The 21,947-nt window shown below is 54.7% G+C and carries 24 protein-coding genes, 1 other RNA gene and 1 pseudogene; 10 read left to right on the forward strand and 16 right to left on the reverse strand.

The genetic code is table 11. The annotated features are described in order from the left end of the window. Window positions 1-21: 21 nt before the first annotated feature. Genes ubiH through ACMGGS_RS01750 form a run of 3 tightly spaced genes read right to left on the reverse strand, consistent with a single transcriptional unit; the run spans window position 22 to window position 3,101 of the window. Window positions 22-1,188 (reverse strand): 2-octaprenyl-6-methoxyphenyl hydroxylase, encoded by a 1,167-nt coding sequence (ubiH, locus tag ACMGGS_RS01740; protein ID WP_414164796.1) that lies wholly within the window; start codon window positions 1,186-1,188, stop codon window positions 22-24. Next, the gene (pepP, locus tag ACMGGS_RS01745) at window positions 1,185-2,501 is read right to left on the reverse strand and encodes a Xaa-Pro aminopeptidase (protein ID WP_414164797.1); all 1,317 of its coding nucleotides are present in this window, start codon (window positions 2,499-2,501) and stop codon (window positions 1,185-1,187) included. Before pepP ends, ubiH begins: the two co-directional genes overlap by 4 nt. Before the next feature lie 21 nt (window positions 2,502-2,522). Continuing rightward, entirely contained in the window at window positions 2,523-3,101 is a 579-nt protein-coding gene (locus ACMGGS_RS01750) for a UPF0149 family protein (protein ID WP_176920983.1), read from the reverse strand. Between the two features lie 168 nt (window positions 3,102-3,269). Between ACMGGS_RS01750 and zapA the strand changes: the two genes are divergently transcribed. From zapA to ACMGGS_RS01765, 3 genes are all read left to right on the forward strand, one after another. Beyond that, the gene (zapA, locus tag ACMGGS_RS01755) at window positions 3,270-3,599 is read left to right on the forward strand and encodes a cell division protein ZapA (protein ID WP_049838699.1); all 330 of its coding nucleotides are present in this window, start codon (window positions 3,270-3,272) and stop codon (window positions 3,597-3,599) included. A 41-nt stretch (window positions 3,600-3,640) separates the two neighbouring features. Then, window positions 3,641-3,824, forward strand: a non-coding RNA gene (ssrS, locus tag ACMGGS_RS01760) — 6S RNA. Window positions 3,825-3,839: 15 nt separating this feature from the next. Further along, on the forward strand, window positions 3,840-4,436 hold the full coding sequence (locus ACMGGS_RS01765; RefSeq protein WP_414164798.1) for a 5-formyltetrahydrofolate cyclo-ligase: 597 nt from the start codon (window positions 3,840-3,842) through the stop codon (window positions 4,434-4,436). A gap of 29 nt (window positions 4,437-4,465) precedes the next feature. Here ACMGGS_RS01765 and serA read toward each other — a convergent pair whose 3' ends face one another. Both serA and rpiA read right to left on the reverse strand, forming a co-directional pair. Further along, window positions 4,466-5,698: a phosphoglycerate dehydrogenase gene (gene serA / locus ACMGGS_RS01770; RefSeq protein ID WP_194208311.1), complete on the reverse strand. Its 1,233-nt coding sequence runs from the start codon at window positions 5,696-5,698 to the stop codon at window positions 4,466-4,468. Window positions 5,699-5,962: 264 nt separating this feature from the next. Next, entirely contained in the window at window positions 5,963-6,622 is a 660-nt protein-coding gene (rpiA, locus tag ACMGGS_RS01775) for a ribose-5-phosphate isomerase RpiA (protein ID WP_414164799.1), read from the reverse strand. A gap of 164 nt (window positions 6,623-6,786) precedes the next feature. On the opposite strand from rpiA, the gene argP reads away from it, so the two are divergent. Then, on the forward strand, window positions 6,787-7,680 hold the full coding sequence (gene argP, locus ACMGGS_RS01780) for a DNA-binding transcriptional regulator ArgP (protein ID WP_276158623.1): 894 nt from the start codon (window positions 6,787-6,789) through the stop codon (window positions 7,678-7,680). On the opposite strand, the gene ACMGGS_RS01785 is transcribed toward argP, so the two are convergent. The 3 genes from ACMGGS_RS01785 to argO form a co-directional block, all read right to left on the reverse strand. Further along, a complete protein-coding gene (locus ACMGGS_RS01785) occupies window positions 7,677-8,162 on the reverse strand; it encodes a type III toxin-antitoxin system ToxN/AbiQ family toxin (RefSeq protein WP_414164800.1) in 486 nt (161 codons plus the stop codon). The genes argP and ACMGGS_RS01785 overlap by 4 nt on opposite strands. Before the next feature lie 243 nt (window positions 8,163-8,405). Beyond that, a complete protein-coding gene (locus ACMGGS_RS01790; protein WP_414164801.1) occupies window positions 8,406-9,164 on the reverse strand; it encodes an oxidative stress defense protein in 759 nt (252 codons plus the stop codon). Between the two features lie 90 nt (window positions 9,165-9,254). Further along, the gene (argO, locus tag ACMGGS_RS01795) at window positions 9,255-9,890 is read right to left on the reverse strand and encodes an arginine exporter ArgO (protein ID WP_414164802.1); all 636 of its coding nucleotides are present in this window, start codon (window positions 9,888-9,890) and stop codon (window positions 9,255-9,257) included. A 269-nt stretch (window positions 9,891-10,159) separates the two neighbouring features. Here argO and dctP point away from each other — a divergent pair, with 269 nt between their 5' ends. Then, window positions 10,160-11,140: a TRAP transporter substrate-binding protein DctP gene (gene dctP, locus ACMGGS_RS01800; protein ID WP_414166181.1), complete on the forward strand. Its 981-nt coding sequence runs from the start codon at window positions 10,160-10,162 to the stop codon at window positions 11,138-11,140. Window positions 11,141-11,191: 51 nt separating this feature from the next. Here dctP and mscS read toward each other — a convergent pair whose 3' ends face one another. The 4 genes from mscS to epd form a co-directional block, all read right to left on the reverse strand. After that, the gene (gene mscS, locus ACMGGS_RS01805) at window positions 11,192-12,067 is read right to left on the reverse strand and encodes a small-conductance mechanosensitive channel MscS (RefSeq protein WP_414164803.1); all 876 of its coding nucleotides are present in this window, start codon (window positions 12,065-12,067) and stop codon (window positions 11,192-11,194) included. 314 nt (window positions 12,068-12,381) lie between these two features. Beyond that, window positions 12,382-13,461 (reverse strand): class II fructose-bisphosphate aldolase, encoded by a 1,080-nt coding sequence (gene fbaA / locus ACMGGS_RS01810; RefSeq protein WP_414164804.1) that lies wholly within the window; start codon window positions 13,459-13,461, stop codon window positions 12,382-12,384. Between the two features lie 102 nt (window positions 13,462-13,563). After that, the gene (gene pgk, locus ACMGGS_RS01815; protein ID WP_176917334.1) at window positions 13,564-14,727 is read right to left on the reverse strand and encodes a phosphoglycerate kinase; all 1,164 of its coding nucleotides are present in this window, start codon (window positions 14,725-14,727) and stop codon (window positions 13,564-13,566) included. Window positions 14,728-14,776: 49 nt separating this feature from the next. Further along, window positions 14,777-15,796, reverse strand: a complete 1,020-nt coding sequence (gene epd, locus ACMGGS_RS01820; RefSeq protein WP_414164805.1) for an erythrose-4-phosphate dehydrogenase — start codon at window positions 15,794-15,796, stop codon at window positions 14,777-14,779. 373 nt (window positions 15,797-16,169) lie between these two features. On the opposite strand from epd, the gene ACMGGS_RS01825 reads away from it, so the two are divergent. The 5 genes from ACMGGS_RS01825 to ACMGGS_RS01845 are packed head-to-tail and all read left to right on the forward strand — an operon-like array spanning window position 16,170 to window position 19,260. Then, a complete protein-coding gene (locus ACMGGS_RS01825) occupies window positions 16,170-16,595 on the forward strand; it encodes a PPC domain-containing DNA-binding protein (protein WP_414164806.1) in 426 nt (141 codons plus the stop codon). 21 nt (window positions 16,596-16,616) lie between these two features. Then, complete coding sequence (locus ACMGGS_RS01830; protein WP_414164807.1) at window positions 16,617-17,195, forward strand: ECF transporter S component; 579 nt, start codon at window positions 16,617-16,619, stop codon at window positions 17,193-17,195. After that, a complete protein-coding gene (locus ACMGGS_RS01835) occupies window positions 17,196-17,909 on the forward strand; it encodes an energy-coupling factor transporter transmembrane component T (protein ID WP_414164808.1) in 714 nt (237 codons plus the stop codon). It abuts the gene before it with no gap. After that, entirely contained in the window at window positions 17,891-18,583 is a 693-nt protein-coding gene (locus tag ACMGGS_RS01840; RefSeq protein ID WP_414164809.1) for an ABC transporter ATP-binding protein, read from the forward strand. The genes ACMGGS_RS01835 and ACMGGS_RS01840 overlap by 19 nt, the downstream gene beginning before the upstream one ends. Next, on the forward strand, window positions 18,577-19,260 hold the full coding sequence (locus tag ACMGGS_RS01845) for an ABC transporter ATP-binding protein (protein ID WP_414164810.1): 684 nt from the start codon (window positions 18,577-18,579) through the stop codon (window positions 19,258-19,260). Before ACMGGS_RS01840 ends, ACMGGS_RS01845 begins: the two co-directional genes overlap by 7 nt. Here the strand turns inward: ACMGGS_RS01845 and ACMGGS_RS01850 are convergent. The 4 genes and pseudogenes from ACMGGS_RS01850 to ACMGGS_RS01865 form a co-directional block, all read right to left on the reverse strand. Next, window positions 19,220-19,927 (reverse strand): nucleoside/nucleotide kinase family protein, encoded by a 708-nt coding sequence (locus tag ACMGGS_RS01850; protein ID WP_414164811.1) that lies wholly within the window; start codon window positions 19,925-19,927, stop codon window positions 19,220-19,222. The two genes, ACMGGS_RS01845 and ACMGGS_RS01850, sit on opposite strands and share 41 nt — an antisense overlap. Further along, a complete protein-coding gene (locus ACMGGS_RS01855) occupies window positions 19,924-20,433 on the reverse strand; it encodes an MltR family transcriptional regulator (protein ID WP_414164812.1) in 510 nt (169 codons plus the stop codon). Before ACMGGS_RS01855 ends, ACMGGS_RS01850 begins: the two co-directional genes overlap by 4 nt. A gap of 86 nt (window positions 20,434-20,519) precedes the next feature. Continuing rightward, window positions 20,520-20,672: pseudogene (locus ACMGGS_RS01860) on the reverse strand (fructose-bisphosphatase class II); the annotation flags it as partial. Beyond that, entirely contained in the window at window positions 20,669-21,946 is a 1,278-nt protein-coding gene (locus ACMGGS_RS01865; RefSeq protein WP_414164813.1) for a zinc-binding dehydrogenase, read from the reverse strand. The gene ACMGGS_RS01865 and the pseudogene ACMGGS_RS01860, both read right to left, overlap by 4 nt. Between the last annotated feature and the right edge of the window lies 1 nt (window position 21,947).

A 21,947-nucleotide genomic window follows, 5' to 3' on the forward strand; every position in this document is an offset into this window, starting at 1 on the left:
AGATGGTTTGAATAAGATAGCTTAGCGGGTAACCCAGCCCAGCGTGCGGCGGGCCAGCATGTCACGGACTGGAGAGCATCCTTCCATCGCCATCAGTCCCACGTTACGTCCGACAACCAGCGGCAACCAGCGGTTAGCAAACAGATGTACCAGCCCGTCGGTGACACCGATGGTGGCGGTTTTATCTGCGCTGCGGCGGTCACGATAGCGGCAGAGCGTAGCGTAGCTGCCGGGATCGTCTGCCTGCGCCAGCGTCTCCGCCAGACTCATCACATCGCGCAGACCAAGGTTAAAGCCCTGTCCGGCAATGGGGTGCAGCGTCTGCGCGGCATTCCCCACCAGCGCCAGCCGATGCGAAATGCATGCGGAAGCGGTGGTGAGCGCAAGCGGATAGGTTGCCCGCTGTCCGGCATGGGTAATACGCCCCAGCCGCCAGCCAAAGGCGCGCTGTAATTCGTCACAAAATTGCGCGTCGCTCCACGACATGACCTCGTCGCGGCGTTCGAGAGGATGGCACCAGACCAGCGAACTGCGCCCGGCGGACATCGGCAACATGGCGAGGGGACCGTCTGGCGTAAAACGTTCAAACGCACGCCCCTGATGAGCCAGCGCAGTGGTGACGTTGGCAATTACCGCTATCTGCTGATACGGCTGTTGCTGCCACTGGATCCCGCACTGCGCGCCGAGGGAAGAACGAGAACCATCGGCGGCCACCAGCAGGCTCCCTTTCAGCGTCTCACCGTTATCCAGCGTGACGCTAACATCCTCCGGACGGCGCGCTACGCTGACGACACTCGCAGGACAGTGCAGCGTCACGCCGGGCGCTTTACGCAGGAGCGTAAACAGATGCTGGCCAACGTCATGGAGTTCCACCACCTGCCCCAGCGCCGGAATCGCGTAGTCGTTGGCGTCCAGCATCACCGCGCCCGCATGACCGCGGTCGCTGACATGGACCGTATTAATCGGCGTAGCGCTGCGGGCAATGGCCTGCCAGACGCCGATACGCGCCAGTTGCTCGCAGGTTCCCGCGGCCAGCGCGATGGCCCGCGCGTCAAAGCCCGGATGGGCAGCAGCGTCGGGCGCGACCGCTTCGATCAGATGGACCGCCAGCGCCCCCTGGGTTAACTGTGATATCGCCAGCGCCAGCGTTGCGCCGGTCATGCCGCCGCCTACAATAATCACGCTCATTGTTCGCGCGCCGCCGCCATTAAGGCCTCGATATCGTCCGCTTTTTTCACCACGCGATCGGTGAGATTTTCATTGCCCGACGCGGTGATCACGATGTCATCTTCAATGCGAATGCCAATCCCGCGATACTGCGGCGGCACGTCGGCATCCGGCGCAATATACAGCCCCGGTTCAACGGTCAACACCATGCCGGGTTCCAGCACCCGCGAGCGATCAACGCCATACGCGCCGACATCGTGGACGTCCAGCCCCAGCCAGTGGCTCAGACCGTGCATAAAGAACGGACGATGGGCATTGCTGGCGATAAGTTCATCCACCTCGCCCTGCAAAATACCGAGTTTGACCAGCCCGGTTATCATGATACGCACCACCTCGGTGGTCACGTCCTGCATGGTGGTTCCCGGGCGATACAGTTTGAGCGCAGTCTCCAGCGATTCCAGCACGATGTCGTAGATTTCACGCTGCGCCGGGGAAAATTTGCCGTTGACCGGGAAAGTGCGCGTAATGTCGCCCGCATAGCCCCGGTATTCGCAGCCCGCGTCGATCAGCACCAGATCGCCGTCGCGCAGTTCGCTTTCGTTTTCGGTGTAGTGCAGGATGCAGCCGTTTTCGCCGCCGCCGACGATGGTGTTATACGAGGGGTAACGCGCCCCGTAGCGGGTAAATTCGTGGTGAATTTCCCCTTCCAGCTGGTATTCAAACATGCCGGGACGGCATTGCTGCATTGCCCGGGTATGCGCCAGCGCGGTGATCTCCCCGGCGCGACGCAGCACGTCAATTTCTTCCGCCGATTTGAACAGGCGCATCTCATGCACCAGCGGACGCCAGTCGGCGATATTGCCAGGCGCGGAGAGGTTCTGCCGCGAGCCTTTACGCAGTTTTTCCAGCGCGTTAAAGACGATCTGGTCAGCATACGCATACTCACCCTGCGCGTGCCAGACGGTATCCAGCCCGTTGAGTAATTGATAAAGCTGCGCGTTGATTTCGCTGAACGCCAGCGCTCTGTCGACGCCCAATTTTTCCGGCGCGGCATCCTGACCGAGACGACGGCCAAACCAGATCTCCGCCGTCAGATCGCGCAGGCGATTGAATAACACGCTGTGGTTGTGGGTATCATCACTTTTAATCAGCACCAGCACGGCTTCCGGTTCATTAAAACCGGTGAAGTACCAGAAGTCGCTGCTCTGGCGATACGGATACTCGGTATCGGCGCTGCGCGTGGCTTCCGGCGCGGCAAAGATCAGCGCCGCGCTGCCCGGTTGCATCTGAGCCAGAAGCGCCTGGCGACGACGGTGAAACTCCTGCTGAGTCATGATACCTCCTTGAGTATTTTCTTAATGTAAGGTCGGTTTGCGCACTTCCGGCGCGGTCGGTTGCTGGCGGGTGAAGGTATCGTGGCACAACAGCGCAGCAACGCGGACGTATTCGATAATCTCTTCGAGCGACATCTCCAGCTCTTCCTGATCCTCTTCCAGATCGTAGCCAAGCTGAGCAATGTTGCGCAGATCGTCAATCGCCTCGCCGGTTTCGCCAGGGACTTTATCCAGCTTCGGCTGCGTCACGCCCAGTCCCAGCAGGAAATGGTTTACCCAGCCCGACAGCGCATCGGCACGGTCAAAAACGCTGACATCATCCCCTTCCGGGAGATAAAGCTGGAACTGAAAACCGTCGTCTTCCAGCGAATCACTGGTTGCGGAGTGCATGCTACGCAGCGCCTGCGCTAACTCGTGGCCGAACGCCAGACCTTCGTTAGTCAGATCGTGCAACAGCGGCTGCCATGAGGTGTCCGTGGTGCCGCCACAGAGGATCCCGCTAATCAAACCGTGCATTTCCGCCGGGGTTAATCCTGCCCCCTGCTGGTTCAGTAACTGGTTCACATCGTTGTAACCAGGCATTTCATTCTTTATAGACATGCGCATTCGTCATCGTTAGGGGAAGATTCATGTTATGCTACCACTTTGGACCCTGGTGATACCAGAAAAGGGCTTGTATCTGCACGCCAGGGTAGCTATAGTGTCGCCCCTTCGCCAGCCCCGGATTCGGGCGCGAAGGCCGCGCAGTCAATTCAGCAGGAAGGTGGCATGTCTGCACAACCCGTCGATATCCATATTTTTGGCCGTTCACTGCGAGTGAATTGCCCGCCTGAACAAAGGGATGCCCTGAATCAGGCTGCGGACGATCTGAATCAGCGGTTGCAAGATCTGAAAGAACGCACTAGAGTCACAAATACTGAGCAGCTGGTTTTCATCGCCGCGTTGAATATCAGCTACGAATTAACTCAGGAAAAGGCCAAAACCCGCGATTACGCTGCCAGCATGGAGCAACGTATTCGAATGCTGCAACAGACCATTGAACAGGCATTACTTGAGCAAGGTCGCATATCCGAGAGATCGGGGCCAAAGTTTGAATAACACTTTGCGATCGACTATGGTAGAGTCATCGTGAAGACAAAATTTCTCTGAGATGTTTGCAAGCGGGCCAGTCCCCTGAGCCGATATTTCATACCAACAGAATGTGGCGCTCCATGGTTGGTGAGCATGCTCGGTTCGTCCGAGAAGCCTTAAAACCGTGACGACACATTCACCTTGAACCAAGGGTTCAAGGGTTACAGCCTGCGGCGGCATCTCGGAGATTCCCCTTCTTTTACTACCATGACTGAACTTACCGTTACGTCACTCCAGCGTCAGGAAATTCGCCGCCATATCAGGCAGCGTCGTCGTACCCTTTCTGTTGACCAACAAACGCATCTCGCACAACAGGCTGCCGCTCGCATGATGGCGTATCCGCCGGTCGTAATGGCGCATACCGTAGCGCTGTTCCTCTCCTTTGATGGCGAACTGGATACCCGTCCGCTGATTGAACAACTCTGGCGCGCAGGCAAGCGGGTTTATCTTCCGGTGTTGCACCCTTTTAGTCCCGGTAATTTGCTGTTTCTGCACTACCATCCGCAGAGCGAGCTGGTGGTGAATCGTCTGAAAATCCATGAACCAAAGCTGGACGTGCGTGATGTATTGCCGCTGGCGCAGCTTGACGTGCTGGTCACGCCGCTGGTTGCATTTGACAGCCAGGGACAGCGGTTGGGAATGGGCGGCGGGTTTTACGATCGTACCTTGCAGAACTGGCAGCAGTATCGCTTACAGCCGGTGGGCTACGCGCATGATTGTCAGCGCGTGGACGCGCTACCGGTGGAGGAGTGGGATATTCCGCTGCCTGCGGTGGTCACTCCCTCTGTAATATGGGAGTGGTAACCCCCTCATTAAAGAGGGGGTGTGTTGCCTTAGTACAGTAAGCGGGCGCGAATGGTCCCCGGAATGGCCTTCATGCTTTGCAGCGCACGCTGCGCCACATCTTCTTCCGCTTCGATATCAATAACCACATAACCCATCATCGGCGACGTTTGCAGGAACTGCGCGGCAATGTTGATACCCTGCGCGGCGAAGATCTGGTTAATGGCGGTCAGCACGCCTGGACGATTTTCATGTATGTGCAGCAGACGACGGCCGCCGTGCAGCGGCAGCGAGACTTCCGGGAAGTTGACCGCAGATAGCGTCGAACCATTGTCGGAATATTTGGCAAGCTTGCCCGCCACTTCGAGACCGATGTTCTCCTGCGCTTCCTGGGTGGAGCCGCCGATATGCGGGGTCAGTATTACGTTATCAAACTCGCACAGCGGTGAGGTGAACGGATCGGCGTTAGTGGCCGGTTCGGTCGGGAAGACGTCGATGGCCGCACCGGCCAGATGTTTACGCGACAGCGCATCGCACAGCGCGGGAATATCCACCACCGTGCCGCGTGCGGCGTTGATCAGCAGTGAGCCTGGTTTCATCAGCGCCAGCTGTTCCGGACCCATCATATTTTTGGTGGAGGCGTTTTCCGGCACGTGCAGACTGACCACATCGCTCATATTGAGCAGGTCAGAAAGATGCTGAACCTGAGTCGCATTGCCCAGCGGCAGTTTGTTTTCGATATCGTAGAAGTAGACGTACATCCCCAGCGATTCCGCCAGAATGCCGAGCTGCGTGCCGATGTGACCGTAACCAATGATGCCCAGTTTTTTGCCACGCGCTTCATAGGAGCCTGCCGCCAGCTTGTTCCAGACGCCACGGTGCGCTTTGGCGTTCGCTTCCGGAATACCGCGCAGCAGCAGCAGCAGTTCGCCGATCACCAGTTCGGCCACCGAACGGGTATTGGAGAATGGCGCGTTGAACACCGGGACGCCGCGTTTTGCCGCCGCGTTGAGATCGACCTGATTGGTACCGATACAGAAGCAGCCTACCGCAACCAGCTTTTCAGCCGCGGCAAACACCTCTTCCGTCAGATTAGTACGGGAACGCAGGCCGATGAAATGGGCGTCACGGATCGACTCCTTCAGCTGTTCGGTGCTCAGCGCGCCTTTGTGATATTCAATGTTGGTATAACCCGCCGCGCGCAGGCTATCCAGCGCTTTCTGGTGCACACCTTCAACCAGCAGAAACTTAATTTTGTCTTTTTCCAGTGATACCTTTGCCATTTCCCGACCCTGTCTTTGTCTTAACTGATATTGAGCTAAACACAACTCCCTCTAAGCAACATATCAAAAAAAACTATCGCGGCAATATGAACGTTTGCGTCGTCTACTTGAGGGAATGTCATTCAGAGGAAAATGACAGCATAAAATGCTGGTGGTGAGAGATTACGCGGGGAGAAACGTCAGCACGAGCATTAAAACGTGACACATGTCACCAAATTTGGCGATCGGGATTTTTTTAAATGGGGGAGCAACTCCCCCATCAGATCATTTCACGATGGTTTTGACGCCATCGGCAGTGCCAATCAGCGCCACATCTGCGCCACGGTTGGCAAACAGCCCCACGGTGACGACACCCGGAATGCTGTTAATGGCATTTTCGGTGGCGATCGGATCGATGATTTCCATACCGTGAACGTCAAGGATCACGTTGCCGTTATCGGTCAACACGCCCTGACGATATTCCGGACGACCGCCCAGTTTGACCAGTTCACGCGCCACGGCGCTACGTGCCATCGGGATCACTTCCACCGGCAGCGGAAATTCGCCGAGGATATCGACCTGCTTTGAGGCATCCGCGATGCAGATAAACTTATCTGCAACCGACGCAATGATCTTTTCGCGGGTCAGCGCCGCGCCGCCGCCTTTGATCATCTGCATTTGACCGTTGATTTCATCGGCACCATCAACATAGATGCCCAAACGATCAACTTCATTAAGATCAAATACCGTGATGCCAAGGCTTTTGAGTTTAGCGGTGGAGGCGTCGGAGCTGGACACCGCGCCATCAATCTGTCCCTTCATGGTACCCAGCGCATCAATAAAATGGGCGGCGGTGGACCCCGTCCCAACCCCGACAATGGTGCCCGGTACGACATACTGAAGGGCGGCCCAACCTACTGCTTTTTTCAGTTCATCCTGCGTCATAATTTTGCCTGTGGAGTGATTATCCTGCGCGCATTATAGAACATAAGGACCAGGGATGTCCCTGCGACCCGCGTCACAGAACCGCGCACATAATTTCGTCTGTATCTATGGCAAATTTATGTCATAGTGCTGGATAGAAAACCATAAGGGAGCCACACAGATCCATGAAACGTCCGGACTACAGAACGTTACAGGCGCTGGATGCGGTCATTCGTGAACGCGGATTCGAACGCGCTGCGCAGAAGCTATGTATTACCCAGTCCGCCGTCTCACAGCGTATTAAACAACTGGAAAATATGTTTGGACAGCCGTTGCTAGTGCGTACCGTACCACCACGGCCAACGGAACAGGGACAAAAACTGCTGGCGCTGCTGCGTCAGGTTGAAATGCTGGAAGATGAATGGCTGGGCGATGAACAGACCGGCTCGACGCCGCTGCTGCTGTCGCTGGCGGTCAACGCCGACAGTCTGGCAACCTGGCTGCTGCCCGCGCTGGCCCCCGTGCTGGTGGACTCGCCCATACGCCTGAATTTACAAGTGGAAGACGAAACCCGGACGCAGGAGCGTTTACGCCGTGGTGAAGTGGTGGGTGCGGTGAGTATTCAGCCGCAGGCGCTGCCGAGCTGTCTGGTAGATCCGCTTGGCGCGCTGGATTATTTGTTCGTGGCTTCAAAAGAGTTCGCGGCACGCTACTTTCCCAATGGCGTCACCCGCTCGGCCCTGCTGAAAGCCCCTGCCGTCGCCTTCGATCATCTCGACGATATGCATCAGGCTTTTCTTCAGCAAAATTTCGATTTACCACCGGGCAGCGTGCCCTGCCATATCGTTAACTCATCGGAAGCCTTCGTGCAGCTGGCGCGTCAGGGCACCACCTGTTGTATGATCCCGCATCTGCAGATTGAGAAAGAACTGGAAAGCGGCGAGCTGATTGACCTGACGCCGGGTCTTTATCAACGCCGGATGCTGTACTGGCACCGTTTTGCGCCAGAAAGCCGGATGATGCGTAAAGTGACCGATGCCCTGCTGGAGCACGGGCACCGGGTGCTGCGCCAGGTTTAAGTTGAATACTTCCGGTATTCTTGCTCAAGCAAGACAAAATCACAGCATAATGAGCAAAGGAACGCCTGTTTATCCACGGTGACGATTTTATGCAGTTTGGCAGCCCGCTGTTTAATTTCAGCGGCATGCCGTTTAATAAACTCATACTGTCGGTAAAGCATTTTTCGATAGGGTTCTGGTTGCCCGGGGAGATCCAGAAGTTCAATGGTGTCAGTAAGTACAGGCACCATGTTGTGCAGGCTTACCATACCCAGTTTATTTGCAGGATTGCTACGCTCATGCAGTTTAAAAATCGTTGGAGAGCTGTTTTTGAGCTTGTCCTGTTTTGGTTTGTATGAGGTCAGGGGGGCAAGGTACTGATGCCCATTGATATCAAGGACAATCCCGATGAAGGCACGCTTTCCCTGGTAATTATCAGGAACACGATTATCAATCGATTTGAGCCAGGCGATGTAAGCATCGCTGACCGTATAGAATTCCATTTCACTATCCTTCAAACAAAAAAAGTGGCTATAAAAGCCACTTTTTTATTTTTTCAAGTCGCACTTAATGGCAGCGTATCGCCTGTTTTTTCAAGTCGCACTTAGGGTAGCGTATCACCCGTTGTTCCAAACAGCCGTTTTTCAACGGCTGCTTTGTACGGTCAAGAATAAGCTTTTCGCACTGAATGTCAACCGTTCCAGACTGTTCCATGCCGAGGCAAAAACAGCCCTTTTCCGGTAAAATTACTGTGCTTTTTCCGGCGTCTCCGACGTGGCAGTTGTCTGCGTTTGCCCCTGTGCCGGTTCCAGCTCAAACACCACATCAACCTGGTCGTCAAACTGGATGGTAGCTTGATCGTAGCTCTCCTGCGCGGTTGTTGACGCGGCATCCGCTTTCATCATCCGCACCATCGGGCTTGGCTGATAATTGGAGACGTGATAACGCACGCTATAAACCGGTCCCAGCGTGCCTTTAAAGCCAGAAGCCAGTTCCTGCGCCTGACGCATTGCATCGTCAATCGCCGCTTTACGCGCTTGATCTTTATACGCTTCAGGTTTTGCCACGCCCAGCGACACGGAACGAATTTCATTCAGTCCGGCTTTTAGCGCACCATCCAGCAGCGCATTGAGCTTATCCAGCTCGCGCAGCGTGACTTCAACCGTTCTTACCGCCCGATACCCTTTCAGGATGCTTTTCCCGTTCTGATAATCGTAATCAGGCTGGGTACGCAAATTGGCAGAGCGAATGTCTTTTTTAGCGACCCCGTTCTGATCGAGGAAAGTAAGATATTGCGCGACACGATCGTCAGCTTGTTTCTTCGCTGACGCCGCATCTTTCGCTGCGATATTCACTTCAATCGCCAGGGTCGCGATATCCGGTACGGCATCCACGCTGGCCGTCCCTGAAGTGACAATATGCGGACCATTCGGCAATTCATTTGCCGAGGCCGACATTGCGCCTAAACTCACCAGTGCCGCGAGGGCCATCACTTTAAACTTCACTGTCGAACCTCCATTTGCATTAAGCACCCATTAAGAGAGCACATGCGAGCAAGCTTAGCTCCTGCCTGCAGAAAGTCCATCAGACAACGCTTAGTTAAATAGCGCCTGAATATGGTTCACCCCTTCTTTCGCCAATTGAAAAGCGATAAACCACATCACGCAGCCGACCACACCATTGATGATGCGTTGGGCTTTTGCCGTGCGCAGGCGAGGAGCCAACCATGCGGCCAGCAGGGCCAGTCCGAAAAACCACAAAAAAGAGGCGCTGACCGTACCCGCTGCGAACCAACGCCGCGGCACACTTTCCAGTTGTCCGCCGAGACTGCCCAGCACCACAAAAGTGTCCAGATAGACGTGTGGATTCAGCCAGGTGACCGCCAGCATAGTAGCGATAATCTTCCACCTTCCCTGCTTCATGACCTCCGCGCTGGCAAGCTCAAGGTTGCTGCTCATCGCCGTTTTCAGCGCGCCGAAGCCGTACCATAGCAAAAATGCCACCCCGCCCCAGGTGACAATGGCCAGCAGCCAGGGCGACTGCATAAGCAGCGCGCTGCCGCCAAATACGCCCGCGCAGATCAGCGCCATGTCACTCATCGCGCACAGAAAGGCAATCATGATGTGATATTGCCGACGAATACCCTGATTCATCACGAAAGCGTTTTGGGGGCCGAGCGGCAGGATCATAGCTGACCCAAGGATAAGCCCCTGAAAATAATAAGATAACACGTTGATATTCCCGTACTGATTGCCTTTACCGCAGACTATATCTCAGCGTTTTTATTAGCGGAAATTGAAAATTTTAATCATCCATAAATTTCATTAATAATATGAAACAGGACGACTCTCTTTTCAGAATTTATAAAGATGCTTTTTCGCGCAATCCTGGGCGGCAAGCGTACACTCTTATCATCACGTTTCACTTCAAAGGATTTGATATGTTCCCTCCTCTTTTTCGCTCCACATTACTCGGGCTACTTTTTCTCACACTGCCCGCCATGGCAGCCCCAAAAGTGCTGCGCTATACCGACCATGAACCCTACGGCGGTATGCGTACCCGGCTTATCAACGATGTATTCTTTGCGGCAATAGAAAAAGAGTCGCAGGGACGGCTCAAAGTAGAAGCGCACTGGAATGGCGAAACGTCGATTAGCTACGACGCGCTGGCGACCATCAGCAACGGCAGCAAAGCCGATATGGGCATTGTGGTGCCGGAGTACACGGCCAGACAGCTGCCGCTGCATCAAATCTTTAAGAGTTTTGTTATCGGTCCGGATCACGGTGCGCAACAGGTCGAGTTTTTCCGCCGCGTTTATCATGACATGCCGGAATTTAACGCTGAACTGGATCGCAATAATCTGGTTAATCTGCAATTTTTCCTCGGTTATCCGGTGGGCTTTTTTACCGCGAAGCCGCTGAAATCCTTAACCGATTTACAAGGTACGACCTGGCGGACAGCCAGCTTCTGGCATCAGGCGTATTTAAATAATACCGGCGCAAAAACCGTGACATTGCCGTGGAATACCGGCATCACCACCGCGCTACAGGAGGGTCGGCTGGACGGGCTGATGGTCAACCTGGATAGTGGTTACGATATCCACGCTGAACGCGCCGCGCCGAATATCCTGCTCTCACCTTCCCTGTGGCTGGGTCACGTGTATCTGCTGACGATGAATAAAAAGACGTGGGAAAGCCTTGAAGAGCGCGATCGTCAGGCTATTCAACGTGCGGCGGCGACAACCCAACAGGCCATGGGCGCGGCACTGGATAATAATCTGACGGTAATGGTTAAAACGCTGGAGCAGGAAGGCGCAAATGTTCGCTATCTGAACAAAGAAGAACTTACCGCGTGGCAGAACGCCATCAACTACCCGCAGATTCAGGCGCAGTGGGTAGAGAAGCAAAAAAGCGAAGGGGTAGATAATGCCGGTGAGGTGATGCAAAAAGTGAGCGCACTGCTTGCGGAAACCCGCCGTTAAAGCCAGTGTCGCCCCATCATTTATGATTGGGGCGACAACATTTACCGCCGCTTAGTGCTTCACTAAGTCGACTTCTTTTTCCTTTTTCACCCGCTTGAGGTTCACATCCATCTGCTGATACGGGAACTCAATGCCCTGGGCATCAAACTCGCGCTTAATTCGCTCCAGCACATCCCAGTACACACTTTGCAGATCGCTGCTCTGGCTCCAGATGCGGATCACAAAATTCACCTGAGAAGCAGCCAGCTCGTTCATACGCACCGTCTTTTCACGATCTTTCAGAATACGCTCATCGGATTCGATAATATCGGTCAGGATCTTTCTCACCTGGTCAATATCTGCATCGTAGGAGACGCCGATGACCAGTTCGTTACGACGTACCGGTTCACGCGAGTAGTTAATGATGTTCCCGGAAATGATTTTACCATTCGGGATCACCACATAGCGACCATCCGCCGAACGCAGCGTGGTGGAGAAAATTTGCACGTGCAACACGGTCCCGGCCACGCCACCTAAATCGACGTATTCACCAGAACGGAAGTGGCGGAAGATCACCAGCAGCACACCCGCCGCAAGGTTAGAGAGCGAGCCTTGCAAAGCCAGACCGACGGCCAGACCGGCAGCACCTAGCACCGCGATCACCGAGGCGGTCTGTACCCCTACCCGCCCCAGCGCGGCAATTAACGTAAAACCAATGATGCCATAGCGTACCAGCGCAGAAAGAAAGTCCGCGACGGTGGCGTCAATATGACGAGCAATCATCAGGCGATCAACGGCCCTTGAAACGACGCGCGCGACGATCACCCCGACGATGATAATGGCAATAGCGGCAACAATGTTAACCACATAGCTCAGCAGCAGCGCCTGATTGTTTACCAGCCACGAGCCAGCGTTGTTAATACTGTCCACAACGTTCAAATCTTCCATTCAGCCATCCTTATAGTTACCCAAAAAGAAAAAGGTCAGTCATCCCCAAAGGAGAAAAGTAAGTTAATAAAGGGTAAACACAAAGCGGATAAAATGCCAAGTTGATCACAAAACCCTGCGATTAGTGTGTTGAATACGCAACAGAAACCGGCGCGCGGGCCGGCAAAGGGAGTTGTCAGGGGAAACACCGGGATTGGGTTCCCGGAGGGCGGCCCAACCCGCTGGTCGCCCCGCTTTCCACGGACGCTTTACCATCAACCATAAAAAAGCCCGCTTGCGCGGGCCTTTGAACGACATGAATTTACACGCGTTAATTACAGAACGTCTACCGCATTCAGCTCTTTGAAAGCCTGTTCCAGGCGGGCAATCATGGTTGACTGAGCGGCACGCAGCCATACACGCGGATCGTAGTATTTTTTGTTCGGCTGGTCAGCGCCTTTCGGGTTGCCCAACTGACCTTGCAGATACTCTTCGTTAGTTTTGTAGTAGTTCAGAACACCTTCCCAGGTCGCCCATTGGGTATCGGTATCGATGTTCATTTTCACTACGCCGTAGCTGACGGAGTCTTTGATTTCCTGAGCCGTAGAACCGGAACCGCCGTGGAAAACGAAGTTCAGGCTGTTGTGCGGCAGGTTATGTTTCTTAGAAACATATTCCTGAGAGTCGCGCAGGATAGTCGGGGTCAGTTTAACGTTACCCGGCTTGTACACGCCGTGTACGTTACCGAAAGACGCCGCGATGGTGAAACGCGGGCTGATTTTGCTCAGCTCGGTGTACGCGTAATCAACATCTTCCGGCTGGGTGTACAGCGCAGAAGCGTCCATGTGGCTGTTGTCCACGCCATCTTCTTCACCGCCGGTGCAGCCCAGTTCCAGCTCCAGCGTCATGTCGATTTTAGCCATGCGGGTCAGGTATTTGGAGCACAGCTCGATGTTTTCTTCCAGAGACTCTTCAGACAGGTCGATCATGTGGGAAGAGAACAGCGGTTTGCCGGTAGCCGCAAAGTGTTTTTCACCCGCGTCCAGCAGACCGTCGATCCACGGCAGCAGTTTTTTCGCGCAGTGGTCGGTATGCAGAATAACCGGCACGCCATAATGCTCAGCCATCTGATGTACGTGATGTGCGCCAGAGATCGCGCCAAGGATTGCAGCACCCTGCGGAACGTCGGTTTTCACGCCTTTGCCCGCGATGAATGCAGCACCACCGTTAGAGAACTGGACGATGACCGGTGCTTTAACTTTAGCAGCGGCTTCCAGAACGGCGTTGATAGAGTCTGTACCTACACAGTTAACGGCCGGCAGAGCAAAGTTGTTTTCTTTTGCTACCTGGAAGACTTTCTGTACGTCATCACCAGTAATGACACCTGGTTTTACGAAATCAAAAATTTTAGACATGTTACGTAGTCCTGTATCGTCGGGCCTGAGAAAAATATCTGCCGTTCTGAGTGTCAGCACGGCCAGAAAACAGCGGGCAGGAAACCCTGCCCGTAGTAACGATTACTTCTTCGCACGCTCTTCGAGCATGGCAACTGCTGGCAGCACTTTACCTTCCACGAATTCGAGGAACGCGCCGCCACCGGTAGAGATATAGGAGATTTTGTCAGCGATACCGAACAGATCGATCGCCGCCAGAGTGTCACCGCCGCCTGCGATGGAGAACGCTTCGCTGTCAGCAATCGCGTTGGCGATGACTTCAGTACCTTTACGGAAGTTAGCGAACTCGAATACGCCAACCGGGCCGTTCCACAGAATAGTTTTGGCATTTTTCAGAATTTCAGCCAGTTTCTCAGCGGAAGCGTCGCCCAGGTCGAGGATCTGCTCGTCATCTTTGATGTCGTTAACAGATTTCAGGGTTGCAGTAGCCGTTTCAGAGAACTCAGTTGCTACGCGAACGTCCGTCGGAACCGGGATATCGCAAGTGGTCAGCAGACGTTTGGCTTCATCAACCAGATCGGCTTCGTACAGGGATTTACCCACGTTATGCCCCTGCGCGGCAACGAAGGTGTTAGCGATACCGCCACCCACAATCAGCTGGTCAGCGATTTTAGACAGGGAGTCCAGAACGGTCAGTTTGGTAGAGACTTTAGAACCACCAACGATAGCGACCATCGGGCGAGCCGGTTCTTTCAGTGCCTTACCCAGCGCTTCCAGTTCGTCAGCCAGCAACGGACCCGCACAGGCTACGTCAGCAAATTTGCCGATACCGTGAGTGGAAGCCTGCGCACGGTGCGCGGTACCGAAAGCATCCATAACAAACACGTCGCACAGCGCGGCGTATTTTTTGGACAGTGCTTCGTCGTCTTTTTTCTCGCCTTTGTTAAAGCGAACGTTTTCCAGAACGACCAGCTCACCTTCAGCAACTTCTACGCCGTCCAGGTAATCTTTTACCAGGCGAACCGGGCTGGAGAGTTTGTCTTTCAGATAGTTAACTACCGGCAGCAGAGAGAATTCTTCATTGTACTCGCCTTCGGTAGGACGACCCAGGTGAGAAGTGACCATCACTTTAGCACCCTGTTTCAGGGCCAGTTCGATAGTCGGCAGAGAAGCACGGATACGCGCGTCGCTGGTTACTTTCCCGTCTTTAACTGGTACGTTCAGATCCGCACGGATAAAAACACGTTTACCAGCAAGATCCAGATCGGTCATCTTAATTACAGACATGGTGAATCCTCTCGTTGATTCTTAAAGTTTTGCAGGCGCAACAAGCGCCCTACCTGAAACCAATAGCTGCCATCGCTAACGTCGTGTCGAGCATTCGGTTAGCAAAGCCCCATTCATTATCGCACCAGACGAGTGTCTTAATCAGGTGCGCCCCACTCACCCGCGTTTGCGTGCCATCGACAATGGCACTGTGCGGATCGTGGTTAAAATCAGTTGAGACCAACGGTAATTCCGTATAGTCAACTATACCATGAAATGCTCCCTGCGCTGCTTTTTGCAGCAACAGGTTGACTTCACACGCTTTTACCGGCTGCTTCACGGTAACGCTAAGATCGATAGCCGTGACGTTTATCGTCGGTACGCGCACGGCAATCGCTTCAAAACAGTCATCAAACTGCGGCAGGATACGGGCGATGCCTGCAGCCAGCTTTGTATCAACCGGAATAATAGACTGACTGGCCGCACGCGTGCGCCTGAGGTCAGGATGGTACGCGTCAATCACCTGTTGATCGTGCATCGCAGAGTGGATCGTCGTGACCGTGCCTGACTCGATGGCAAAGGCATCATCCAGCAGTTTAATAACGGGAATGATACAGTTTGTGGTACAGGAGGCGTTGGAAACAATGCGGTGTTCGGCTTGCAGCACATCATGATTGACGCCATAGACTACGGTAGCGTCAAGATCGTTACTGCCGGGGTGAGAAAAGAGGACTTTCTTCGCGCCAGCGGCCAGATGGGCCTCACCATGTTGGCGATTGCCATACACGCCGGTACAGTCCAGCACAACATCCACACCAAGCTCACGCCACGGCAGGGCGTCGATAGTGCGTTCATGGAGAAGACGGATAGCATCATCGCCGACGAAAAGCTGTTCCCGCTCCTGACGGACATCCCAGGCAAAGCGTCCGTGGCTGGTGTCGTATTTCAATAAATGCGCGATGCCTGCGGCGTCCGCCAGTTCATTGATTGCCACCACGGTGATTTCCGCCCGACGCCCGGATTCATATAACGCACGAACCACGTTACGCCCGATGCGACCGAAGCCATTAATCGCTACGCGTACGGTCATAGATCTCCTGCAAAACACCCTGATTCCGTGAAGCTGACAGAGTAATGCAGCTACACATTAAGGGAAACCTTGCCTGTCACAAACTGCGACTGATTGGTTAATTGTCGAACGTTTAATCGACTGAAACGGTTCAGCTAGGATAAGTGAATTGTGGAATAAAAGGAATTATTGCCGCCGGGGTTGAACCATTTATCTGATCTGCGTCACATTTCGCTCAGCGTTACAGGGACATTTATTCCTTGTGCGGAATGGCGCAAAAGCATAGCGCGAATATTTGTTTGTCCACGGTCACATTTACTGATTTAAATCAGAGACCGAGCCGATTCACACGCATAAGATCCGCCGCACGTCCGGGTCCCGGAGTTATCTCACAATGGAACATTCAATCCCCCCTGATGGCGCGCGTTTCTTCGCTCTTCGCCTTCTGCCTGGCCAGGAAGTTTTTGCCGGGCTACATGCTTTCATTAAAAAAAATCACATTCACGCCGGCTGGATTGCGGGCTGTACCGGTAGCCTGACCGATGTGGCATTACGCTATGCGGGCCGGGAGGAAACGACCCGGCTTACCGGCACCTTTGAAGTGATTTCGCTGAACGGCACGCTGGAGTTGACCGGCGAACATTTACACCTTGCCGTCTCCGATCCAGACGGTGCCATGCTGGGTGGACATATGATGCCGGGCTGCACCGTGCGTACCACGCTTGAACTGGTGATTGGCGAGCTAACGTCGCTCTCATTCAGTCGCCAGCCCTGCCCCGTTTCCGGCTATGACGAACTGGTCATCACACCACGTAAATAAAGACATTGATAAGAGGTTTTCATGGCCCAGCGCCGTTTTTCCAGTCTCTCACTGGTATTAATCGTTATTTGTATCGCTATCAATATGATTGGCGGTCAACTGGTCAGCATGTTGAAGCTGCCCATTTTCCTTGATTCTATTGGTACGCTCATCAGCGCGGTGCTGCTCGGTCCGTGGATCGGCATGTTAACCGGGCTGCTGACTAACCTGCTGTGGGGGCTGTTGACCGATCCTGTCGCCGCCGCGTTTGCGCCGGTAGCCATGGTCATCGGTCTGGTTGCGGGCGGGCTGGCGCGGGCGGGCTGGTTCCGTACCCTGCCTAAAGTGATCATCAGTGGCATTATTATCACGCTGGCTGTGACGGTGGTTGCCGTGCCGTTGCGTACATGGCTGTTTGGCGGCGTGACTGGCAGCGGCGCGGATTTGTTCGTCGCGTGGATGCACTCTATGGGGCAGAATCTGATTGAGTCCGTCGCCATCACCGTGCTAGGCGCCAATCTGATAGATAAAATACTCACCGCGATCATCGTCTGGGTGCTCCTGCGCCAGCTTCCGCAACGCACGATGCGTCACTTTTCAGATACGGCGGCCGTTCGCTAAATGCATCCGTTTACGTCACTGACCCTGTGGGCGCTGGCGGCCTGTACAACGCTGCTGCTGCCTGCAGGTCTGATTCTCACGGGTTACAGCATGGTGGCTTTTCTTGGGCTACTTTTGTTTCGCGCGACCCGACATCGGTTTGGCTATGTCGCGTGGCTGATGCTCTCGTTGGGTGCGGGTTTGTGGCTGGTCCATGGCGGCTGGTTCACCGCCTGGCTAAGCGGTCAGCCACGCGACCCGAGCCGTTGGGCGCATGCCATCACGCTGTGGCTGCGCATTATGGCTATCGTCTCCACCGCGCAGTTCTGGATGCAATATGTGCCCATTCGCCATTTTATTCGCGCGCTGTTTGCCTCTCGCCTGCCGCCGGGTCTGGCTTATCTGTTCGCCGGGCCACTGCTGGTGATTGAACAGCTTAAACAACAGTTAGCCACCATCCACGAAGCGCAGCGCGCGCGGGGCGTACCGCTGGATGGCCGCTGGTATCAGCGCCTGCGGGCCATGCCCTCGTTGGTTATTCCCCTCACGCATAGCGCCCTGAATAATTTAGCCGTGCGCGGTACGGCACTTGATATGCGCGCGTTTCGCCTGCATCCCCGGCGCACGACATTGTGGGCGCCCAAGGACAGTCGCCTTCAAACGCTGTTCCGTTACGGAATGGTCGCGCTCATCGTGGCAGAAGCAGGAGTAAAGTTTTGGACTTTATTACCTTAGAAAATTTCTATTTTCGGCCGTTGCACGGGGAACGACACACTCGCCTGCTCAACTGGCATTATGACCAACCGGGAATGGTGCTGATTACCGGCGGTAACGGCAGCGGTAAAAGTTCACTGGCGCAATTGCTGGCAGGATGCTGGTTCCCCGAGTTTATGACGCCTGATAATGGCGGAGAAGGTCGCGCCTCTTTACTCGGCATTGAGGTGGGGCAGATGTTGCTGGCTGAACGTGCGCAACATATTCAGTTGGTCCAGCAGTCCCCTTATCTGCAACTCTCCGGCTGCACCTTCAGCGTTGAAGAGGAAGTAGCCTTTGGTCCGGAGAATCTTTGCCTGGGCGAAGCGGACATTATGGCGCGCATAGATGCGGCGTTAACGCTCACCGACTGCCAGCCATTACGTTACCGGCACCCCGTGGCGCTCTCTGGCGGAGAAGCCCAGCGCGTGGTGATCGCCTGCGCGCTGGCCATGCAGCCGCGCATTCTGTTGCTGGACGAAGCCTTTAGCCGCCTGACCGCGCAGGCCGCGCGCACATTGCTGGCGCGCCTGCAACGTTGGGCGGCTGAACGGCAGGCGCTGGTCATTCTTCTGGAACGCAAAAGCACACTGTTTCTTGATTATTGCCAGCATGGCTGGCAGCTACGCGACGGCGAACTGGAACAGATATGTTAACCCTCACAAACGTTTTTTATCGCTGGCCCGGCGCAGACGATGACTGCCTGCGCGCGCTGTCGCTCCACATTACGCAGGGGGAGTGGCTGGCGCTGACGGGTGATAACGGTGCCGGTAAATCGACGCTTCTGCGGCTGATGGCTGGCCTGTTAACGCCCGGATCGGGTTCCGTGACGTTTCGCGACATGCCGCTGGCATACATGAAAAATCAGCAGCGTGCCGCCGCGATTGGCGTGCTGTTTCAGGAAGCTGAAAACCAGATTTTTCATAGTCAGGTGGACAAAGAGGTCGAATTTGGCCTGCGCCTGCAAAAGCGGCCTGCGCAGGAGATCGCGCAACGCACTGCCGCCGCGCTGGCGTTATGTGGTTTAGCCGATGTGGCACAGGCGCATCCGCTGGATTTACATATCGCCCAGCGGCGAATGGTGGCGGTGGCCTCGCTGGAGGCGCTGGCTCCGCCGCTCATTCTGCTGGACGAACCCAGCCGTGATTTCGATGAACACTGGCTGGGCATTTTTGAGGGCTGGCTTGCCGCCTGTCGCCAGCGCGGAACCACGGTACTGGCTATTAGCCACGATGCAGACTTTACCCGCCGCCACTTCCCGCGCGTTGTGCGTCTGCAACAGGGCATGCTGGTTAGCAGCGATAGCCACCTTCCGCCGTCATCTCCAGCGTAAGATCGGCGGGCAGGCTGTCAGCCAGCACGCGTTCCACGTTTGGACCATCGGTGCGCAGGTAAAACGCCTGTGCCTCTTGTGCCGACAAGCCACCAGCGATTTTGCGGTTAATAAGCCGCTGACGGAGCACGTCCGGCGGTGCCTTGATAAAGATCGAAAAATCACAGAACTCGCGCAGCGCCCGCCAGCGATCGTCGTCCAGTAGCAGCCAGTTTCCCTCGACAATGACGACAGGCGCAGTAACCTGAATCGCCGCTTCCTCGGGATCGTGTTTCTGACGGTCGTATTGCGGCCAGCGTCCCTCACCTTCGCGGATCTGCCGCAGATTCTGTGCCAGCTTTTCCACATCAAAGGTTTCCGGCGCACCTTTAAAAGGTCGCAGCCCCGTTTCATCCAGCCAGCGATTGTAATGGTGAAAGCCATCCATCGGCAGCGTCTGAAGCGCCGGGAGCGTCGGGTCCTGGCGAGAGAGCGTTTCCCAGAAGGTCGTTAGGGTGGATTTTCCCGTCCCCGGCGGGGCGCTGAGAAAAATAATCGTGCGGGGATAAGGTGAGGTAGATCGTACATTTTCCAGGCGGCGCAGCAGCGGTTTATGGACGGTCTCAATTTCACTTTCTGCGTAATCAACTTCTGTCCGTAGCCCGTTAACCATCAGGGATATTTTCACGGCGTTAATTCCTTTACTATCGTCGTTACCGCCAGCACCAGCGCCGTTTTGAGCATCGCGACGTATCGCGTTTCTGAATAGACGGCGAAATCGGCAAATTTCATCGCTTTCAGCGCGTTATATAACATCGCGTTATCGGTAATACTGTTTATGTTGCTGATAAAATCCCAGGTTAGCTCATCCGCATAACCCGGCACCTGCGCCTGTGTCGACAGATAATGGCCGAACTGTGAGAAGTGGGTGATGTCGGCATACAGCCACTTATCCATTTTTCCGAGGGCAAATATCAGGCGTAGCGCAACATCAATATCATCCAGCGGCCCACTCTGCGCCAGCAATGGTTTTACGGCATATTCGACGATTTCTTCATCATTGTTAACGAATAACGACGGCAGAAACTGCCTGATGGCCCGCAGCAAAATGTCGTTCGCAGTTTCCATAAAGGAGCGTAAATCGTCCTGATCGTTTAGCTGCTCAAGCACATCATCTTCTGTCAGCGTCGTCATTCGTCTCTCGATAGATCACCTGGAGTGTAGGGAGTCTATTATATTACACGTTCAGTCAGCGCCATTAATAAGCAATGTTTGCGTATGCCTCTTGCCGCTGTATCGATGGATCCCCTTAAGCAGATCGTCATTACCGCCAGGCCAGCAATTATGTTCTTGTCGCCACATCCGGTTTGCGGCCAGGCGGCAAGCGCCGCCTGTTCCGTAATACGAAAGAGCGGCCACGCCAGTGACATCATTCCGCCGCCTCCCCGATATCGACGCCAAACTGCGCCAGCAGATATTTCTCTGCCTTCTCGTTCCAGATGCCGTGGGTCTCTTCCACCAGTTCAGCCAGCGCTTTAAATAGCGGGTCGGTTTTGCCCTTCTCAGCAAAATCAGCAATTGCCGTCAGCGGCATGGTGACGCCGTTATAAATCAGCTTTTTGCCGCCCGGAATATCCGGCAGATTAAGCACCGTCTCCGGCACCGCATCCAGTCCGCCGATATGGGTGACCATAAAGGAGGGCTGAAGCTGGCCGGACGCGCTCAGGGCAATCGCCTCTTTCATGTCATCCGTGGAGCCGCCGGAGGTGCCAACCACGTGGGTGCTGTTGTAATGCACGTTGTAGAAGTTAAACGGCACCTTGAAGTTTTTGTCCGTCGGCCCGGCAAAGAAGTTCAGGCAGCCATCTTCTGCCAGCAGTTCGTCGGCCAGTTCCACGACCGCAGGCACGGCGGCATAAACAAAGATATCGTCAAAGCCCGCATCGTCGGTCAGCGCACGCAGCGCCTGTACCGGATCGTTGACGCCTGTGGTATTCACATAAATCAGCTCAATACCTTTGCTGGCGGCCAGCTCAACCGGCAGCAGTTTTTGCACCTGCGCCAGCCGTTTTTCGTCGATATCGACCACCACGACTTTTGCCGGATTAACGCCGCCATTAATCGCGTAATCAATCGCGCCAATACCCATCGGCCCGGCGCAGGCCAGCAGCGCAATATTGCCTCCCGGCTTCACGCCCATCCGGTGCTCATAAACATATTGCGTGGTGTGATAGTTGGCGTGATAGGCACCAATAATGCAGCACAGCGGTTCCGCCAGCGAGGCGGCGGCAAAATAAGAGCCGTGATACGGGAGCACGCAGCCGAGATTAATCGCGATTTCAGGGATAATCATATAAGTGGCGTTACCGCCAAAATATTCATAGCTATACCCCGCAGAATAACCACTCGGCAAGCCCATCGCCGGTTGCAGAACAAAGCGCTGGCCTTTTTTATATTTGCCGGTCAAATTTTTACCGACGTCAACAATAATGCCTGCGCATTCATGGCCGGTGATTGCCGGATGGTTTTCCAGATCGTCCGGCACACGTTTATGATCGCTGCCGAGTAACGCGGCTTTCCACGTTGATAAACAGACGCTGTCGGAAATCACGCTGACCAGCAGTTCATTATCGGTAATTTCAGGCAAGTCGAATTCGCGGATGCGGACATCCCGCTTGCCATAAATAGCAGCAACTTTAGTTTTCATT

Source organism: Superficieibacter sp. BNK-5 (assembly GCF_047456055.1).
In the GTDB taxonomy this organism is placed as follows: Bacteria; Pseudomonadota; Gammaproteobacteria; order Enterobacterales; family Enterobacteriaceae; genus Superficieibacter.

Excerpts from the sequence above, each read along its gene's own strand:
- ubiH (WP_414164796.1), bottom strand. The coding sequence starts at position 1,188 with ATGAGCGTGATTATTGTAGGCGGCGGCATGACCGGCGCAACGCTGGCG.
- pepP (WP_414164797.1), bottom strand. The coding sequence starts at position 2,501 with ATGACTCAGCAGGAGTTTCACCGTCGTCGCCAGGCGCTTCTGGCTCAG.
- ACMGGS_RS01750 (WP_176920983.1), bottom strand. The coding sequence starts at position 3,101 with ATGTCTATAAAGAATGAAATGCCTGGTTACAACGATGTGAACCAGTTA.
- zapA (WP_049838699.1), top strand. The coding sequence starts at position 3,270 with ATGTCTGCACAACCCGTCGATATCCATATTTTTGGCCGTTCACTGCGA.
- ACMGGS_RS01765 (WP_414164798.1), top strand. The coding sequence starts at position 3,840 with ATGACTGAACTTACCGTTACGTCACTCCAGCGTCAGGAAATTCGCCGC.
- serA (WP_194208311.1), bottom strand. The coding sequence starts at position 5,698 with ATGGCAAAGGTATCACTGGAAAAAGACAAAATTAAGTTTCTGCTGGTT.
- rpiA (WP_414164799.1), bottom strand. The coding sequence starts at position 6,622 with ATGACGCAGGATGAACTGAAAAAAGCAGTAGGTTGGGCCGCCCTTCAG.
- argP (WP_276158623.1), top strand. The coding sequence starts at position 6,787 with ATGAAACGTCCGGACTACAGAACGTTACAGGCGCTGGATGCGGTCATT.
- ACMGGS_RS01785 (WP_414164800.1), bottom strand. The coding sequence starts at position 8,162 with ATGGAATTCTATACGGTCAGCGATGCTTACATCGCCTGGCTCAAATCG.
- dctP (WP_414166181.1), top strand. The coding sequence starts at position 10,160 with ATGGCAGCCCCAAAAGTGCTGCGCTATACCGACCATGAACCCTACGGC.
- mscS (WP_414164803.1), bottom strand. The coding sequence starts at position 12,067 with ATGGAAGATTTGAACGTTGTGGACAGTATTAACAACGCTGGCTCGTGG.
- fbaA (WP_414164804.1), bottom strand. The coding sequence starts at position 13,461 with ATGTCTAAAATTTTTGATTTCGTAAAACCAGGTGTCATTACTGGTGAT.
- pgk (WP_176917334.1), bottom strand. The coding sequence starts at position 14,727 with ATGTCTGTAATTAAGATGACCGATCTGGATCTTGCTGGTAAACGTGTT.
- epd (WP_414164805.1), bottom strand. The coding sequence starts at position 15,796 with ATGACCGTACGCGTAGCGATTAATGGCTTCGGTCGCATCGGGCGTAAC.
- ACMGGS_RS01825 (WP_414164806.1), top strand. The coding sequence starts at position 16,170 with ATGGAACATTCAATCCCCCCTGATGGCGCGCGTTTCTTCGCTCTTCGC.
- ACMGGS_RS01830 (WP_414164807.1), top strand. The coding sequence starts at position 16,617 with ATGGCCCAGCGCCGTTTTTCCAGTCTCTCACTGGTATTAATCGTTATT.
- ACMGGS_RS01835 (WP_414164808.1), top strand. The coding sequence starts at position 17,196 with ATGCATCCGTTTACGTCACTGACCCTGTGGGCGCTGGCGGCCTGTACA.
- ACMGGS_RS01845 (WP_414164810.1), top strand. The coding sequence starts at position 18,577 with ATGTTAACCCTCACAAACGTTTTTTATCGCTGGCCCGGCGCAGACGAT.
- ACMGGS_RS01855 (WP_414164812.1), bottom strand. The coding sequence starts at position 20,433 with ATGACGACGCTGACAGAAGATGATGTGCTTGAGCAGCTAAACGATCAG.
- ACMGGS_RS01865 (WP_414164813.1), bottom strand. The coding sequence starts at position 21,946 with ATGAAAACTAAAGTTGCTGCTATTTATGGCAAGCGGGATGTCCGCATC.